The organism is Streptococcus mitis ATCC 6249, assembly GCF_000146585.1.
Lineage (GTDB): Bacteria > Bacillota > Bacilli > Lactobacillales > Streptococcaceae > Streptococcus > Streptococcus mitis_AZ.
This window is the reverse complement of the sequence record NZ_GL397179.1, coordinates 1,243,622-1,258,702: the sequence shown is the minus strand read 5'-3', so window position 1 is coordinate 1,258,702 and position 15,081 is coordinate 1,243,622. Positions and strand designations below refer to the sequence as shown.

15 protein-coding genes are annotated in these 15,081 nt (G+C 41.9%); 14 read left to right on the top strand and 1 reads right to left on the bottom strand.

Going from position 1 to position 15,081, the window contains the following annotated elements; all coding sequences use genetic code 11:
* Window positions 1-134: 134 nt before the first annotated feature.
* Together HMPREF8571_RS07875 and HMPREF8571_RS07870 are read left to right on the top strand one after the other, a co-directional pair.
* Window positions 135-971: a DegV family protein gene (locus HMPREF8571_RS07875; protein ID WP_000195459.1), complete on the top strand. Its 837-nt coding sequence runs from the start codon at window positions 135-137 to the stop codon at window positions 969-971.
* Between the two features lie 107 nt (window positions 972-1,078).
* Window positions 1,079-1,354, top strand: a complete 276-nt coding sequence (locus HMPREF8571_RS07870) for an HU family DNA-binding protein (protein WP_001284636.1) — start codon at window positions 1,079-1,081, stop codon at window positions 1,352-1,354.
* A 128-nt stretch (window positions 1,355-1,482) separates the two neighbouring features.
* On the opposite strand, the gene HMPREF8571_RS07865 is transcribed toward HMPREF8571_RS07870, so the two are convergent.
* Entirely contained in the window at window positions 1,483-2,469 is a 987-nt protein-coding gene (locus tag HMPREF8571_RS07865) for an L-lactate dehydrogenase (RefSeq protein ID WP_000204734.1), read from the bottom strand.
* Window positions 2,470-2,662: 193 nt separating this feature from the next.
* Here HMPREF8571_RS07865 and gyrA point away from each other — a divergent pair, with 193 nt between their 5' ends.
* From gyrA to HMPREF8571_RS07805, 12 genes are all read left to right on the top strand, one after another.
* Entirely contained in the window at window positions 2,663-5,131 is a 2,469-nt protein-coding gene (gene gyrA, locus HMPREF8571_RS07860; protein WP_001153005.1) for a DNA gyrase subunit A, read from the top strand.
* On the top strand, window positions 5,131-5,877 hold the full coding sequence (locus HMPREF8571_RS07855) for a class A sortase (RefSeq protein ID WP_000087628.1): 747 nt from the start codon (window positions 5,131-5,133) through the stop codon (window positions 5,875-5,877). The genes gyrA and HMPREF8571_RS07855 overlap by 1 nt, the downstream gene beginning before the upstream one ends.
* 199 nt (window positions 5,878-6,076) lie before the next feature.
* Window positions 6,077-6,874, top strand: a complete 798-nt coding sequence (locus HMPREF8571_RS07850; RefSeq protein WP_000254771.1) for a formate/nitrite transporter family protein — start codon at window positions 6,077-6,079, stop codon at window positions 6,872-6,874.
* Between the two features lie 150 nt (window positions 6,875-7,024).
* Window positions 7,025-8,305, top strand: a complete 1,281-nt coding sequence (locus HMPREF8571_RS07845) for an O-acetylhomoserine aminocarboxypropyltransferase/cysteine synthase family protein (RefSeq protein WP_000196305.1) — start codon at window positions 7,025-7,027, stop codon at window positions 8,303-8,305.
* Window positions 8,306-8,399: 94 nt separating this feature from the next.
* Window positions 8,400-9,674: a DUF2130 domain-containing protein gene (locus tag HMPREF8571_RS07840; protein ID WP_001002594.1), complete on the top strand. Its 1,275-nt coding sequence runs from the start codon at window positions 8,400-8,402 to the stop codon at window positions 9,672-9,674.
* A gap of 10 nt (window positions 9,675-9,684) precedes the next feature.
* Entirely contained in the window at window positions 9,685-10,563 is an 879-nt protein-coding gene (gene truB / locus HMPREF8571_RS07835) for a tRNA pseudouridine(55) synthase TruB (protein ID WP_001013265.1), read from the top strand.
* A gap of 111 nt (window positions 10,564-10,674) precedes the next feature.
* The gene (gene udk, locus HMPREF8571_RS07830; RefSeq protein WP_001181362.1) at window positions 10,675-11,313 is read left to right on the top strand and encodes a uridine kinase; all 639 of its coding nucleotides are present in this window, start codon (window positions 10,675-10,677) and stop codon (window positions 11,311-11,313) included.
* A gap of 128 nt (window positions 11,314-11,441) precedes the next feature.
* Window positions 11,442-12,782 carry an exodeoxyribonuclease VII large subunit gene (gene xseA / locus HMPREF8571_RS07825; protein WP_000417473.1) on the top strand — a complete coding sequence of 447 codons (1,341 nt, stop codon included), beginning with the start codon at window positions 11,442-11,444 and terminating at the stop codon, window positions 12,780-12,782.
* Entirely contained in the window at window positions 12,760-12,972 is a 213-nt protein-coding gene (locus HMPREF8571_RS07820) for an exodeoxyribonuclease VII small subunit (protein WP_000043227.1), read from the top strand. The genes xseA and HMPREF8571_RS07820 overlap by 23 nt, the downstream gene beginning before the upstream one ends.
* The gene (locus HMPREF8571_RS07815; protein WP_000743833.1) at window positions 12,969-13,844 is read left to right on the top strand and encodes a polyprenyl synthetase family protein; all 876 of its coding nucleotides are present in this window, start codon (window positions 12,969-12,971) and stop codon (window positions 13,842-13,844) included. Before HMPREF8571_RS07820 ends, HMPREF8571_RS07815 begins: the two co-directional genes overlap by 4 nt.
* Complete coding sequence (locus HMPREF8571_RS07810; protein ID WP_001041066.1) at window positions 13,837-14,652, top strand: TlyA family RNA methyltransferase; 816 nt, start codon at window positions 13,837-13,839, stop codon at window positions 14,650-14,652. Before HMPREF8571_RS07815 ends, HMPREF8571_RS07810 begins: the two co-directional genes overlap by 8 nt.
* A complete protein-coding gene (locus tag HMPREF8571_RS07805; protein WP_001034393.1) occupies window positions 14,645-15,076 on the top strand; it encodes an arginine repressor in 432 nt (143 codons plus the stop codon). The genes HMPREF8571_RS07810 and HMPREF8571_RS07805 overlap by 8 nt, the downstream gene beginning before the upstream one ends.
* Window positions 15,077-15,081 lie beyond the last annotated feature (5 nt).

Here is a 15,081-nt window from a genome sequence, read left to right as displayed (position 1 = left end):
CGCTTTTTCTATAGATAGATTATACCAAATTTTCAAGCGTTTTAATTGGATCTCTTATGATTTTTTAACAAAATTTTGATATAATAAAAGTGATAAATCCCTATCTTATTGAAAAGAATAGAAAGATTGAAATTATGACACAAGTAAAAATTGTAACAGATTCTTCTGTTACCATCGAACCAGAAGTAGTAAAAGAGTTAAATATTACGGTTGTGCCGCTATCCGTTATGATCGATAGTGTGCTTTATTCAGACGCAGATTTGAAAGAAGGGGAGTTTCTTCATCTTATGCAACAAAGTAAGAATCTGCCGAAAACTAGTCAGCCTCCAGTAGGAGTGTTTGCTGAGGTTTTTGAAGAACTAGGTAAAGACGGTAGTCAGATTCTCGCGATTCACATGTCCCATGCCTTGTCAGGAACTGTTGAAGCTGCTCGTCAAGGAGCGAGTCTCTCAACTGCTGATGTGACGGTTATTGATAGTTCTTTTACAGACCAAGCTATGAAGTTTCAAGTAGTTGAAGCAGCTAAACTTGCCCAAGAAGGGAAAGATTTAGAAACCATCCTAGCTCATGTAGAAGACGTTAAGAATCATACGGAACTCTATATCGGTGTTTCAACATTAGAAAATCTAGTTAAGGGCGGACGTATTGGACGTGTGACGGGATTATTAAGCTCTCTTTTGAACATCCGAGTTGTGATGCAGATGAAGAATCATGAACTCCAGCCTATCGTTAAGGGACGAGGTGCTAAGACATTCAAAAAATGGCTTGATGAATTGACTGAGACGCTCTCGCATCAATCAGTGGCTGAGATTGGAATTTCATATGCAGGTACAAATGAATGGGCAACTGAGATGAAGAACTTGTTGCAAACTTATGTAGAAAAACCAATCTCTGTATTGGAAACAGGGTCTATTATTCAAACACATACGGGAGAAAATGCCTGGGCAATTCTAATTCGTTACAATTCCTAAAAAAATAGAGAAAAATCGTTAGAAATAGTGTTTTTGACTTGACCTATAGCCAATTTTAGGATATGATTATATTTGTTAATTAGAAATTATTTGGAGGATTTATTAACATGGCAAACAAACAAGATTTGATCGCTAAAGTAGCAGAAGCTACAGAATTGACTAAGAAAGATTCAGCAGCAGCAGTTGACGCTGTATTCGCAGCAGTAACTGAATACCTTGCAGCTGGTGAAAAAGTTCAATTGATCGGTTTTGGTAACTTTGAAGTTCGTGAGCGTGCTGCACGTAAAGGTCGCAACCCACAAACTGGTAAAGAAATCAAGATCGCAGCTTCTAAAGTTCCAGCATTCAAAGCTGGTAAAGCTCTTAAAGACGCTGTTAAATAATGACACTTTAATAAGCCTATTGTATCAAGCCTTCTAGCTTGGTCGATAGGCTTTTTTTGTTGCTTTGGGGTATTATTGGGGCAAAAAGAAAAAAGAAAAAGGTTCCCATGATGAGAACCTTCTTTTCATTAGTTTTTAGAAGCTGCTTGGAATTCAGGGTTTTTCCATGCTTCATTAATAATTGCTTGCAATTCTTTTGCAGATGCTTGCATTTTTTGTGTTTCAGCGTCGTTCAATGGGATGTTTACTGGACGAACGATACCGTGTGCACCAACGATAGCTGGTTGACCGATAAAGACGTTCTCAACACCGTATTGACCTTCTTGGAATACTGAAAGTGGAAGTACTGCATTTTCGTCATCAAGGATAGCGCGAGTGATACGAGCAAGGGCAACTGCGATACCGTAGTATGTAGCACCTTTCTTGTTGATGATTGAGTAGGCAGCATCACGAACTGAGATGAAAAGTTCAACAAGGTCAGCTTCGTTCAAGTCACGGTTTGCTTGCAACCAGTGTTCCAATTTAACACCGGCAACGTTAGCGTGAGACCAAACAGCGAATTCTGAGTCACCGTGTTCACCCATGATGTAGGCATGGACTGAACGAGCGTCAACACCGATTGTTTCAGCAAGTGCTTGACGGAAACGAGCTGAGTCAAGAGAAGTACCAGAACCGATAACGCGTTCTTTAGGGAATCCAGAGAATTTCCAAGTTGAGTAAGTCAAAACGTCAACTGGGTTAGCTGCTACAAGGAAGATACCATCGAAACCAGAAGCAACAACTTGCTCAACGATTGATTTGTTGATTGCAAGGTTTTTACCTACAAGGTCAAGACGAGTTTCACCTGGTTTTTGAGGAGCACCAGCAGTGATAACTACAAGGTCAGCGTCAGCACAGTCTTCGTATTTTGCAGCGTAGATTTTTTTAGGTGAAGTGAAGGCAAGGGCATGGCTAAGGTCTTCTGCGTCACCAACCGCTTTTTCAAACAATTGAGGAATTTCAATGATTCCAAGCTCTTGTGCAATTCCTTGGGTAACAAGCGCGAAAGCATAAGATGAACCTACGGCACCATCACCGACAAGGATCACTTTTTTGTGTTGTTTAGTAGAAGTCATTTTCTAAACATCTCCTTCAATTTTTTTTGGGAATTCCCCAGATATTTTCATTCTATCACTTTTAAAAAGCTTTGTCACGGAAATGCCCTCTTGTTCTTGATGTAAACGTTTTAGTGATTTCCAAAGACTGAAATGATCTACACTTTATGGTATAATATATCTAGTTACTAATTGTGAAATGAGGCATTTATTAATGCAGGATAAAAACTTAGTGAATGTTAATCTGACAAAGGAGATGAAGACCAGCTTTATCGACTACGCCATGAGTGTTATCGTAGCGCGTGCTCTTCCTGATGTTCGAGATGGCTTAAAACCAGTTCACCGTCGTATTCTTTACGGAATGAATGAACTAGGTGTTACTCCAGATAAACCCCATAAAAAATCAGCTCGTATTACAGGAGATGTTATGGGTAAATACCACCCCCACGGAGACTCCTCTATTTATGAAGCTATGGTTCGTATGGCCCAGTGGTGGAGCTATCGTTACATGCTCGTTGATGGGCATGGAAACTTTGGTTCTATGGACGGGGATGGTGCTGCCGCCCAGCGTTATACTGAGGCACGTATGAGCAAGATTGCTCTGGAAATGCTTCGTGATATCAATAAAAACACAGTTGATTTCGTAGACAACTACGACGCCAATGAGCGTGAACCCTTGGTCTTGCCAGCTCGTTTTCCAAACCTTTTGGTCAATGGGGCAACTGGGATTGCCGTAGGGATGGCTACCAACATTCCTCCTCACAACCTAGGTGAAACCATTGATGCTGTTAAGCTAGTTATGGACAATCCAGATGTGACTACTAAGGACTTGATGGAGGTCTTGCCTGGTCCAGACTTTCCAACTGGTGCCCTTGTTATGGGGAAATCAGGTATTCATAAGGCCTACGAGACTGGTAAAGGTTCCATTGTCCTTCGTTCTCGTACTGAAATCGAAGAAATTAAAACTGGCCGTGAGCGTATCGTTGTAACGGAATTCCCTTATATGGTTAATAAAACCAAGGTACACGAGCATATTGTTCGCTTGGTTCAGGAAAAACGAATTGAGGGCATTACAGCAGTACGAGATGAATCTAACCGTGAAGGGGTTCGTTTCGTGATTGAAGTGAAACGCGATGCCTCTGCAAATGTTATCCTCAACAATCTCTTCAAGATGACCCAGATGCAAACCAACTTTGGTTTCAATATGCTAGCAATTCAAAATGGCGTACCAAAGATCTTGTCCCTTCGTCAAATTTTGGATGCTTATATTGAACACCAAAAAGAAGTGGTCGTTCGTCGTACACGTTTTGACAAAGAAAAAGCAGAAGCGCGTGCACATATCTTAGAAGGTCTTCTAATTGCGCTAGATCATATCGACGAAGTCATTCGTATTATCCGTGCAAGTGAAACAGATGCCGAAGCACAAGCTGAGTTGATGAGCAAGTTTAAGCTTTCAGAGCGTCAAAGTCAGGCAATCCTTGATATGCGTCTTCGTCGTTTGACAGGATTGGAACGTGATAAGATTCAGTCTGAGTATGATGAATTGATTGCCTTGATTGCAGATTTGGCAGATATTCTTGCCAAACCAGAACGTGTGGCGCAAATCATCAAAGACGAGTTAGATGAAGTCAAACGCAAGTTTGGTGACAAACGTCGTACTGAGTTGATGGTCGGAGAGGTCTTGACACTTGAGGACGAAGACTTGATTGAGGAGACGGATGTCTTGATTACCCTTTCTAATAAGGGTTACATCAAACGTCTGGACCAAGGTGAGTTCACTGCCCAAAAACGTGGTGGTCGTGGGGTTCAAGGTACTGGCGTTAAGGATGATGACTTTGTGCGTGAGTTGGTTTCAACTAGCACTCATGATCATCTGCTCTTCTTTACTAATAAAGGACGTGTATACCGACTAAAAGGTTATGAAATCCCAGAATATGGTCGTACAGCCAAGGGCTTGCCAGTTGTCAATCTTTTGAAGTTGGACGAAGGCGAAAGCATTCAGACCATCATCAATGTTGATTCTGAAAGTAGTGATGATGCTTATCTCTTCTTCACAACTCGTCACGGTGTCGTGAAGAGAACCAGTGTCAAAGAATTTGCAAATATTCGTCAAAATGGACTTAAGGCCTTGAATCTCAAGGATGAGGATGAGTTAATCAATGTCTTGCTGACAGAAGAAGATACGGATATTATCATTGGTACCAAGTTTGGTTATGCAGTTCGCTTTAATCAATCAGCCGTTCGTGGAATGAGTCGTATTGCTACGGGTGTGAAAGGTGTCAATCTCCGTGAAGGGGACACAGTTGTTGGTGCTAGTGTGATTACTGACCAGGACGAGGTTCTTATCATCACAGAAAAAGGATATGGTAAGCGTACAGTTGCGACCGAATATCCAACAAAAGGTCGTGGTGGTAAAGGGATGAAGACGGCTAATGTAGCTGAGAAAAATGGTCCTCTATCAGGTCTTTTGACTGTTAAAGGTGATGAAGATTTGATGATTATCACTGATACAGGTGTCATGATTCGAACCAACGTTGCCAATATTTCACAAACAGGGCGCTCAACTATGGGAGTTAAAGTGATGCGCTTGGATCAAGATGCCAAAATTGTAACTTTTACAACGGTAGCAGCGTCAGAAAAAGAAGAAGTTGGGACTGAAATTGAAACAGAAGGTGAAGCATAATGTCTCGTAAAAAAACGAAAAATAAAAAGAATAAGAGAAGAAATCTATTTATCAATATTCTAGCCGGTTTCTTGATTCTTCTTTCCCTAGCCTTGATTTTTAATTCTAAGATTCGTGACCTCTTTTTGGTCTGGAATACCAATAAATACCAAGTCAATCAAGTGACCAAGGAAAATATAGATGAAAATCTAAAAACCGAAGGGAATTTTGATTTTGACTCTGTTAAGTCTATTTCATCTGAAGCTGTATTGGCTTCACAATGGGATGCTCAGAAACTTCCCGTTATTGGAGGTATTGCTATTCCTGAAGTAGAAATCAACCTGCCTATTTTTAAAGGATTGGATAATGTAAACTTGTTCTACGGAGCAGGGACCATGAAACGCGATCAAAAAATGGGAGAAGGCAACTATTCTCTAGCCAGTCACCATATCTTTACTGCTGAAAATGCGAGCCAGATGCTCTTCTCGCCATTGGTCAATGCCAAGGCAGGTATGAAGATTTATCTGACGGATAAGGACAAGGTTTATACCTACGAGATTACGGAAGTTAAACGTGTCACACCAGACCGAGTGGATGAAGTCGAAGACCGTGATGGAGTGAAAGAAATTACCTTGGTAACCTGTGTAGACTACGATGAAACTGAACGAATTATTGTGAAAGGTATTTTTAAAGAATCAAAAGCTTATTCGGATACATCTGAAGATATTTTGAAAGCCTTTAATAAACCATATAAACAACGTTATTAACAAATACAAGAACCAGTGAAGTGCTATTTCACTGGTTTTTTATATGAACAAATAGAATCAAAATACTTCTTATGAAAAAGGATAGGAAGGCTTAGGATAAAGATTTTTAAGATAAATATTTTAGAATTTTACAGAAAACGCTTTCTAGAAAACAAGAATTATGTTATAATTATCACAAATAAAAGTTTAGGAGTTTTTTATGGTCTCTTCAGAATTTATTTCAAAGATTGAATTTGCTTGTAAGAAGAAAGAAAGTCTTTATAGCCAAAGTAAGTTTAAATATGCGATTCGTTCCATGTTTGCAGGTGCTTTTCTAACATTTAGTACGGCTGCGGGCGCAGTTGGGGCTGATTTGATTAATAAGATCGCACCAGGCAGTGGACGCTTCCTCTTCCCATTTGTTTTTGCTTGGGGATTGGCATACATTGTTTTCTTGAATGCTGAGTTGGTCACTTCCAACATGATGTTCCTAACCGCGGGCAGTTTTTTGAAGAAAATTTCTTGGAGAAAAACAGCTGAGATTCTACTTTACTGTACCTTCTTCAACCTCATCGGAGCTTTGATAGCAGGTTGGGGCTTTGCCAACTCAGCTGCCTATGCAAATCTAACACATGATAGCTTCATTTCAGGGGTTGTAGAGATGAAGTTAGGTCGTTCAAATGAGCTAGTCTTGCTTGAAGGTATTTTAGCCAATATCTTTGTAAACATTGCCATTCTTTCATTCGTTTTGGTGAAAGACGGTGGTGCCAAACTTTGGCTTGTCTTATCAGCGATTTACATGTTTGTATTCTTAACAAACGAACACATTGCTGCGATCTTTGCTTCTTTTGCGATTGTTAAGTTTAGTGTTGCAGCTGATTCTATCGCAAACTTTGACATTCCGAACATCCTACGTCACTGGGGTGTGACCTTTGTCGGAAACTTTATCGGAGGAGGTCTCTTGATGGGCTTACCTTACGCCTTCCTCAATAAAAACGAAGATACTTATGTCGATTAAATAAATGAGCACGAGTTAATCGTGCTTTTTTGTTTGATGTGTATGACTAGTCATAGTTGTTCCTTATATCAAAATATAGAAAAACTGTATTGGAAAAGGCTGACCCAAGATGATACAATATACCTAATGAAGCTATTTGGAGGCCGTCTTATGACTCGTGATTTTAAATTTGAAACCCTACAATTGCATGCTGGGCAAGTCGTTGATCCAGCGACCAAGTCTCGTGCAGTACCGATTTATCAAACAACATCCTTCGTTTTTGATGACACGCAGGAAGGTGCAGATCTGTTTGCCTTGAGAAAACCAGGCAATATCTATACCCGTATCACAAATCCCACAACAGCAGCCTTTGAGGAAAGAATCGCTGCTCTTGAAGGTGGTGTTGGAGCGCTAGCGACAGCATCTGGTATGGCTGCACTTACTTATACAATTCTTGCCCTTGCTCATGCGGGTGACCATGTGGTGGCTGCGTCAACTATTTACGGTGGGACTTTCAATCTCTTGAAAGAAACCCTTCCTCGTTATGGAATCACAACTACCTTTGTAGATGTGGATAATTTGGAGGAAGTTGAAGCATCTATCGGTGACAATACCAAACTTGTCTTGATTGAAACCTTAGGGAATCCCTTGATTAACATTCCTGACTTAGAAAAATTGGCTGAGATTGCGCATAAACACCAGATTCCTCTCGTTTCTGACAATACTTTTGCCACACCATATTTGATTAACGTTTTCTCTCACGGTGTCGATATTTCAGTCCACTCAGCGACTAAGTTTATCGGTGGTCATGGTACGACTATTGGTGGTGTTATCGTGGACAGTGGTCGTTTTGACTGGGAAGCTTCAGGGAAATTTCCGCAGTTTGTAGAGGAAGATCCTAGCTACCATAACTTGAGCTATACTCGTGATGTGGGTGCAGCAGCCTTTATTATCGCTGTTCGTGTTCAATTGCTTCGTGATACAGGTGCTGCCTTGTCACCATTTAATGCCTTTCTATTGCTCCAAGGGCTTGAAACTCTTTCACTTCGTGTGGAACGCCATGTGCAAAATGCAGAGAAAATTGTTGATTTCCTTGTCAACCATCCTAAGGTTGAAAAAGTCAACTATCCAAAACTTGCTGACAGTCCTTATCATGCCTTGGCTGAGAAATATTTGCCAAAAGGTGTTGGTTCAATCTTTACCTTCCATGTCAAAGGTGGAGAGACAGAAGCACGCAAAGTCATTGATAATTTGGAAATCTTCTCTGACCTTGCAAACGTAGCAGATGCCAAATCGCTTGTTGTCCATCCAGCGACAACTACCCACGGTCAGTTGTCAGAAAAAGATCTAGAAGCAGCAGGTGTCACACCAAACCAAATCCGCTTGTCGATCGGTCTTGAAAATGTAGAGGATTTGATTGAAGATTTGCGCTTAGCCTTGGAAAAAATTTAGAGTAACAGATATCAACAGTGGGTTTCGACTCACTGTTTTTGATTTTCCCTCAGGCATGATATAATGGTTACAGAAGTCTAGAAAGAGGAAAGTTATGAACGAAATCAAATGCCCCAACTGTGGGGAAGTCTTTACAGTAAATGAGAGTCAGTATGCCGAACTCATTTCTCAAGTGAGAACGACAGAGTTTGATAAGGAACTGCATGATCGAATCAAGCAAGAGCTTGCCCTTGCTGAGCAGAAGGTTATGAATGAGCAACAGTCTAAACTAGCTCAGAAGGATCAAGAAATTGCGCAACTGCAGAGTCAAATCCAAAACTTTGATACAGAGAAGGAATTGGTCAAGAAAGAAGTTGAACAGACAAGTCATGAGGCCTTATTAGCAAAGGACAAGGAAGTGCAGGCCTTGGAAAACCAACTGGCTACCTTGCGTTTGGAGCATGAAAATCAACTGCAAAAGACCCTTTCTGACCTAGAAAAAGAACGGGATCAAGTTAAAAATCAGCTCCTCTTGCAAGAAAAGGAAAATGAGTTGTCTTTGGCTTCTGTTAAGCAGAATTACGAAGCCCAGCTCAAGGCTGCTAGTGAACAAGTCGAATTTTACAAGAATTTCAAAGCCCAACAATCCACAAAAGCTATCGGGGAAAGTCTGGAACAGTATGCGGAGAGTGAGTTCAATAAGGTTCGCAGTTTTGCCTTTCCAAATGCCTACTTTGAGAAGGATAACAAGGTCTCTGCGCGAGGATCTAAGGGGGACTTTATCTTCCGTGAATGTGATGAAAATGGAGTGGAAATCATTTCCATCATGTTTGAAATGAAAAATGAAGCGGACGGAACAGAGAAGAAGCACAAGAATTCGGACTTCTACAAGGAGTTGGATAAAGACCGTCGGGAAAAGAACTGCGAGTATGCGGTTTTAGTGACTATGCTTGAGGCGGATAATGACTACTTCAACACCGGTATCGTGGATGTCAGCCACGAATATGAAAAGATGTATGTCGTCCGTCCCCAGTTCTTTATCCAGTTGATTGGTCTCTTGCGCAATGCGGCGCTTAATTCTCTTAAATACAAACAGGAGTTGGCCTTGGTTCGGGAGCAGAATATCGATATTACGCATTTTGAAGAAGACTTGGATGCCTTCAAAGTAGCTTTTGCCAAAAACTACAACTCTGCTTCGACCAACTTTGGAAAAGCTATCGATGAAATCGACAAGGCCATCAAACGGATGGAAGAGGTCAAGAAATTCCTAACCACATCCGAAAACCAACTTCGTCTTGCAAATAACAAGTTGGAAGATGTTTCAGTTAAAAAATTGACCCGGAAAAATCCTACCATGAAAGCGAAATTTGAAGCATTGAAGGGGGAATAGAAAGCAACACATGAACGGTATTATCAACTTAAAAAAAGAAGCGGGGATGACCTCGCATGATGCGGTTTTTAAGCTGCGTAAGATTTTGGGAACTAAGAAAATCGGTCATGGTGGGACGCTGGATCCGGATGTGGTGGGTGTTTTGCCTATTGCGGTGGGCAAGGCAACCCGTATGGTCGAGTTCATGCAAGATGAGGGCAAGGTCTACGAGGGGGAGATTACTATCGGCTATTCAACGACGACCGAGGATTCCAGTGGGGAAGTGGTCGCAGAGACACCTGTTTTGTCGCCATTGGATGAAAAGCTTGTCGATGAAGCGATTGCGAGTCTGACTGGGCCTATTACTCAGATTCCCCCTATGTATTCGGCTGTCAAGGTTAATGGTCGCAAGCTTTATGAGTATGCGCGTGCTGGTCAGGAAGTAGAGCGCCCAGAACGTCAGGTAACAATCTATAGTTTTGAAAGAACGAGCCCCATTTTTTATGATGGGTATCTTGCACGCTTTACTTTTCGTGTAAAATGCAGTAAGGGAACCTATATCCGTACCTTGTCTGTTGACTTGGGAGAGAAGCTGGGCTATGCAGCTCATATGTCCCATTTGACACGGACGAGTGCAGCCGGTTTAGAACTGGAAGATGCTCTTACCTTGGACGAAATTACTGCAAAAGTGGAGGCAGGTCAACTGGACTTTCTCTATCCTCTAGAGATTGGAACGGGAGATCTTGTCAAAGTTTTTCTAAGTCCAGAAGAGGCTACAGAAGTGCGCTTTGGCCGTTTTATCGAGTTAGACCAAACAGACCAAGAATTGGCTGCCTTTGAGGGAGACAAATTGCTAGCTATTCTAGAAAAACGGGGCAATCTCTACAAGCCAAGGAAAGTTCTATGCTAGTCAAACTGGAGTGTGGGGATGGAATTGTTAGCCATAGTCTATCAAAATCAGACTATAAATTTGGCTAAAAATGTGATAGAATAGACGACGGATAAAAAAACGGAGGATAGCATGCAAAATAGACCAATCATTATCGGAGTGACAGGTGGTTCTGGTGGTGGTAAGACCAGTGTTTCAAAGGCTATTTTATCTCATTTTCTTGATGAAAAGATTGCCATGATTGAGCATGATTCATACTACAAGGACCAATCTCATTTGACCTTTGAAGAGCGTGTCAAAACCAACTACGACCATCCTTTTGCCTTTGATACAGATCTGATGATCGAGCAAATTAAGGAGTTGTTGGCAGGGCGTCCGGTGGATATTCCGACTTATGACTATACTGAACATACACGGAGCAACAAAACCTATCGTCAAGATCCTCAAGATGTCTTTATCGTTGAGGGAATTTTGGTCTTGGAGGACAAGCGTCTGCGCGATTTGATGGACATCAAAATTTTTGTGGATACGGATGATGATGTGCGCATTATTCGTCGGATCAAGCGGGACATGGAAGAGCGTGGCCGTAGTTTGGATAGTGTGATTGACCAATATCTAGGTGTGGTCAAACCCATGTATCACCAGTTCATCGAGCCGACCAAGCGTTATGCGGATATCATTATTCCTGAAGGTGCCAGCAATACCGTCGCTATTGACCTTTTGACAACCAAGATTTCTAAGATTTTGGAAGAAGCTCGTAATAGCAAATAATCAGATGAGGAGGCCTAGCCTCCTTTTTCTATTTTTCCTTTCGTTTCGGTATGCAAAAGGAGATTTTTAATCATATTTTTGGTATAATAATACCCATGGAAAAGCAAGAAAATGAATAGTAGGTGGAGATGGAAAAGTATTTATCAGTAACAACTTTGACCAAGTATCTGAAAATGAAATTCGATAAAGACCCTTACTTGGAACGGGTCTATTTAACTGGCCAAGTTTCCAACTTTCGTAAACGACCTACTCACCAATATTTCTCTCTAAAAGATGACCATGCGGTTATTCAAGCGACCATCTGGTCAGGGATCTATCAGAAATTAGGCTTCGACTTGGAAGAAGGGATGAAGATCAATGTAATTGGGCGTGTGCAGGTCTATGAACCGAGCGGTAGCTACTCTATCATCATTGAAAAAGCTGAGCCTGATGGGGTTGGGGCGCTTGCGATTCAGTTTGAACAACTCAAGAAGAAACTGACAGAAGAAGGTTTATTTCAAGAACGCTTCAAGCAACCTATTCCCCAGTTTGCTAAGCGAATCGGTGTGGTAACCAGTCGCAGTGGAGCTGTTATTCGAGATATTATCACGACCGTCAGCAGACGTTTTCCTGGTGTCGATCTCCTTCTCTATCCGACCAAGGTACAAGGTGATGGAGCTGCGGAAGAAATTGCTCGAAATATTGCGCGTGCCAATCAACGTGAGGACCTAGATGTTCTCATCATTGGTCGTGGTGGGGGTTCCATCGAGGATCTCTGGGCTTTTAACGAAGAGATCGTGGTACGGGCTATTTTTGAATCCCGTTTGCCAATCATCTCTAGTGTTGGTCATGAGACAGATGTGACCTTGGCAGACTTTGTGGCTGATCGTCGTGCTGCGACGCCAACAGCTGCAGCTGAACTGGCAACACCTGTCACTAAGTTGGATCTCTTGACCCATTTGCAAAATCAAGAAAAACGGATGACAACAGCGGTTCAGAATGTCCTGTCAAGGAAAAAAGAGGTTTTGAAAAAATGCAGTCAGTCAGTCATCTTTAGACAACCAGAGCGCTTGTATGATGGTTATTTGCAACGGTTGGATCAGCTGCAACTGCGATTAAAACAAAGTTTGCGAACACGGATTTCTGATAGCAAACATTTAGTCCAAGTAAGGACGCACCAACTGGTGCAATTATCACCTGTTCCCAAAATCCAACGCTATCAGGATCGGCTTGCTCAGTTGGACAAGCTCCTTCGTAGCCAAATGGCTTTGGTTTATGATGCCAAGGTTGCTGAGGTTAAGCGACTTTCGGAAGCCTTGCTGATGTTGGATACGAGCCGAATTGTGGCGCGTGGTTATGCTATTGTAAAAAAAGAAGAGACAGTTGTGGATTCGGTTGAGAAGTTGAAGAAAAAAGACCAAGTGACGCTTTTGATGCGAGACGGTCAAGTAGAATTAGAGGTTAAAGATGTCAAAACAAAAGAAATTTGAGGAAAATCTAGCAGAATTAGAGACCATCGTCCAAAGTTTGGAAAATGGTGAAATTGCTCTGGAAGATGCGATTGCTGCCTTTCAAAAGGGCATGGTCTTGTCAAAAGAACTCCAAGAGACCTTGGACAAGGCTGAAAAGACCTTGGTCAAGGTCATGCAAGAAGACGGAACAGAAAGTGATTTTGAATGAAGAAGCAAGAAAAATTAGCTCTTGTGGAGTCGGCTTTGGAAGACTTTTATGGAGATCAGCAGTTTGCTTCTAGTTTACGAGAGTCTGTTCTCTACTCCATTCATGCTGGCGGCAAGCGTATTCGTCCTTTTCTCTTGTTAGAAGTTCTGGAATCCCTGCAAGTAGTTATCCAACCAGCACATGCTCAAGTGGCAGCGGCCTTGGAAATGATTCACACAGGAAGCTTGATTCATGATGACCTTCCTGCCATGGATGATGACGATTACCGTCGGGGGCGCTTGACAAATCACAAGAAATTTGGCGAAGCGATGGCCATTTTGGCTGGAGATGCCTTGTTCCTAGATCCCTATGCCTTGATAGCGCAGGCAGATTTGCCAAGTCAGATCAAGGTGGATTTGATTGCCAACTTATCCCTTGCTTCAGGAAGTCTGGGAATGGTGGCAGGGCAGGTTTTAGATATGGAAGGCGAACACCAACATTTGTCTTTGGAAGAACTTCAGACCATTCATGCCAATAAAACAGGTAAGTTACTAGCCTATCCCTTCCAAGCAGCTGCTATCATAACTGAATTAGCGCCTGAAATCCAAGCAAAATTGAAAACTGTGGGTGAATTGATTGGACTGGCTTTTCAAGTCAGAGATGATGTGCTGGATGTGTCAGCTAGTTTTGAGGAAATCGGCAAGACTCCACAAAAGGATTTGCAGGCTGAAAAATCAACCTATCCAGCCTTGTTGGGCTTGGAGGAGGCCATTACCTTTTGTAACCAAACCCTTGATCAAGCCAAGGTAAAATTAGATGAAATTTCCCAGCAAGTCAGCTTTGAAACAGAACCGATTGTGAAAGTAGTAGAAAGTTTGAGAATCAATGGCTAAGGAAAGAGTGGATGTACTAGCTTATAAACAGGGTTTGTTTGAGACACGAGAACAAGCCAAGCGGGGTGTTATGGCAGGGCTTGTTGTGGCTGTTCTTAATGGAGAGCGTTTTGACAAGCCAGGAGAGAAAATCCCAGATGATACTGAGTTAAAACTCAAAGGTGAAAAACTCAAGTATGTCAGCCGGGGTGGCTTGAAACTGGAAAAGGCCTTGCAGGTCTTTGATTTGTCAGTGGATGGGGCGACCACGATTGATATTGGGGCTTCTACTGGTGGCTTTACCGATGTCATGTTGCAAAATGGTGCTGAGCTTGTCTACGCGGTGGATGTTGGGACCAATCAGTTAGCCTGGAAATTGCGCCAAGATTCTCGGGTTGTCAGCATGGAGCAGTTTAATTTTCGTTATGCTGAAAAGACTGATTTCGAAAAGGAGCCGAGCTTTGCCAGTATTGATGTGAGTTTCATTTCCCTCAGTCTGATTTTGCCTGCCTTGCACCGTGTCTTGGTTGATCAAGGTCAGGTGGTAGCTCTGGTTAAGCCCCAATTTGAAGCAGGTCGTGAGCAAATCGGGAAAAATGGAATCATTCGCGATGCCAAGGTTCATCAAACTGTCCTTGAATCTGTCACTGCTATGGCGGTTGAGCAAGGCTTTTCTGTGCTTGGATTAGACTATTCACCAATCCAAGGAGGACATGGAAACATCGAATTTCTGGCATATTTGAAAAAGGAAGAGGGAGCAAGCAATCAAGTTGCCCCCGAAATAGAAAAAGTTGTAGAGAGAGCACATAGAGAATTTAAAGATGAATAAAAAAGAGAGACTTGAAAAAATTAGAAGATTTGTAACAGATTACCAAATCGGAACACAGGAAGAAATCGTTGAGCATTTAAAGGAAGCAGGTATCTCTGCCACTCAAGCTACTGTATCGAGAGATATCAAAGAGCTTGGTATTGTTAAAATTCCTTTGAAAAACAACACTTATATCTATGAGTTGCCAAAATCAATTGTGAAGAGTTTGCAGTTGGCTGAGAATAACATCGAAGGTTCTCAAGTAATGGGTAACATGCTTAACCTCAATGTCATTCCTGGGAACACAGTATTTGTGAAAGGTCAGCTGGTTGCAGCATTTTCTGATAAGATTTTTAGCTGCATTGCGGATGACAATTCAATCTTGATTGTGGCAAAAACAGAGGAAGCAGCTAAGGAAATATCTGAACAAGTTAAAAAATGGTAGGTCGA

Coding starts and splice junctions, on each gene's coding strand:
- HMPREF8571_RS07850 (WP_000254771.1), top strand. CDS start 6,077: ATGGTCTCTTCAGAATTTATTTCAAAGATTGAATTTGCTTGTAAGAAG.
- HMPREF8571_RS07870 (WP_001284636.1), top strand. CDS start 1,079: ATGGCAAACAAACAAGATTTGATCGCTAAAGTAGCAGAAGCTACAGAA.
- gyrA (WP_001153005.1), top strand. CDS start 2,663: ATGCAGGATAAAAACTTAGTGAATGTTAATCTGACAAAGGAGATGAAG.
- HMPREF8571_RS07810 (WP_001041066.1), top strand. CDS start 13,837: ATGGCTAAGGAAAGAGTGGATGTACTAGCTTATAAACAGGGTTTGTTT.
- HMPREF8571_RS07845 (WP_000196305.1), top strand. CDS start 7,025: ATGACTCGTGATTTTAAATTTGAAACCCTACAATTGCATGCTGGGCAA.
- udk (WP_001181362.1), top strand. CDS start 10,675: ATGCAAAATAGACCAATCATTATCGGAGTGACAGGTGGTTCTGGTGGT.
- truB (WP_001013265.1), top strand. CDS start 9,685: ATGAACGGTATTATCAACTTAAAAAAAGAAGCGGGGATGACCTCGCAT.
- HMPREF8571_RS07805 (WP_001034393.1), top strand. CDS start 14,645: ATGAATAAAAAAGAGAGACTTGAAAAAATTAGAAGATTTGTAACAGAT.
- xseA (WP_000417473.1), top strand. CDS start 11,442: ATGGAAAAGTATTTATCAGTAACAACTTTGACCAAGTATCTGAAAATG.
- HMPREF8571_RS07865 (WP_000204734.1), bottom strand. CDS start 2,469: ATGACTTCTACTAAACAACACAAAAAAGTGATCCTTGTCGGTGATGGT.
- HMPREF8571_RS07815 (WP_000743833.1), top strand. CDS start 12,969: ATGAAGAAGCAAGAAAAATTAGCTCTTGTGGAGTCGGCTTTGGAAGAC.
- HMPREF8571_RS07855 (WP_000087628.1), top strand. CDS start 5,131: ATGTCTCGTAAAAAAACGAAAAATAAAAAGAATAAGAGAAGAAATCTA.
- HMPREF8571_RS07840 (WP_001002594.1), top strand. CDS start 8,400: ATGAACGAAATCAAATGCCCCAACTGTGGGGAAGTCTTTACAGTAAAT.
- HMPREF8571_RS07875 (WP_000195459.1), top strand. CDS start 135: ATGACACAAGTAAAAATTGTAACAGATTCTTCTGTTACCATCGAACCA.
- HMPREF8571_RS07820 (WP_000043227.1), top strand. CDS start 12,760: ATGTCAAAACAAAAGAAATTTGAGGAAAATCTAGCAGAATTAGAGACC.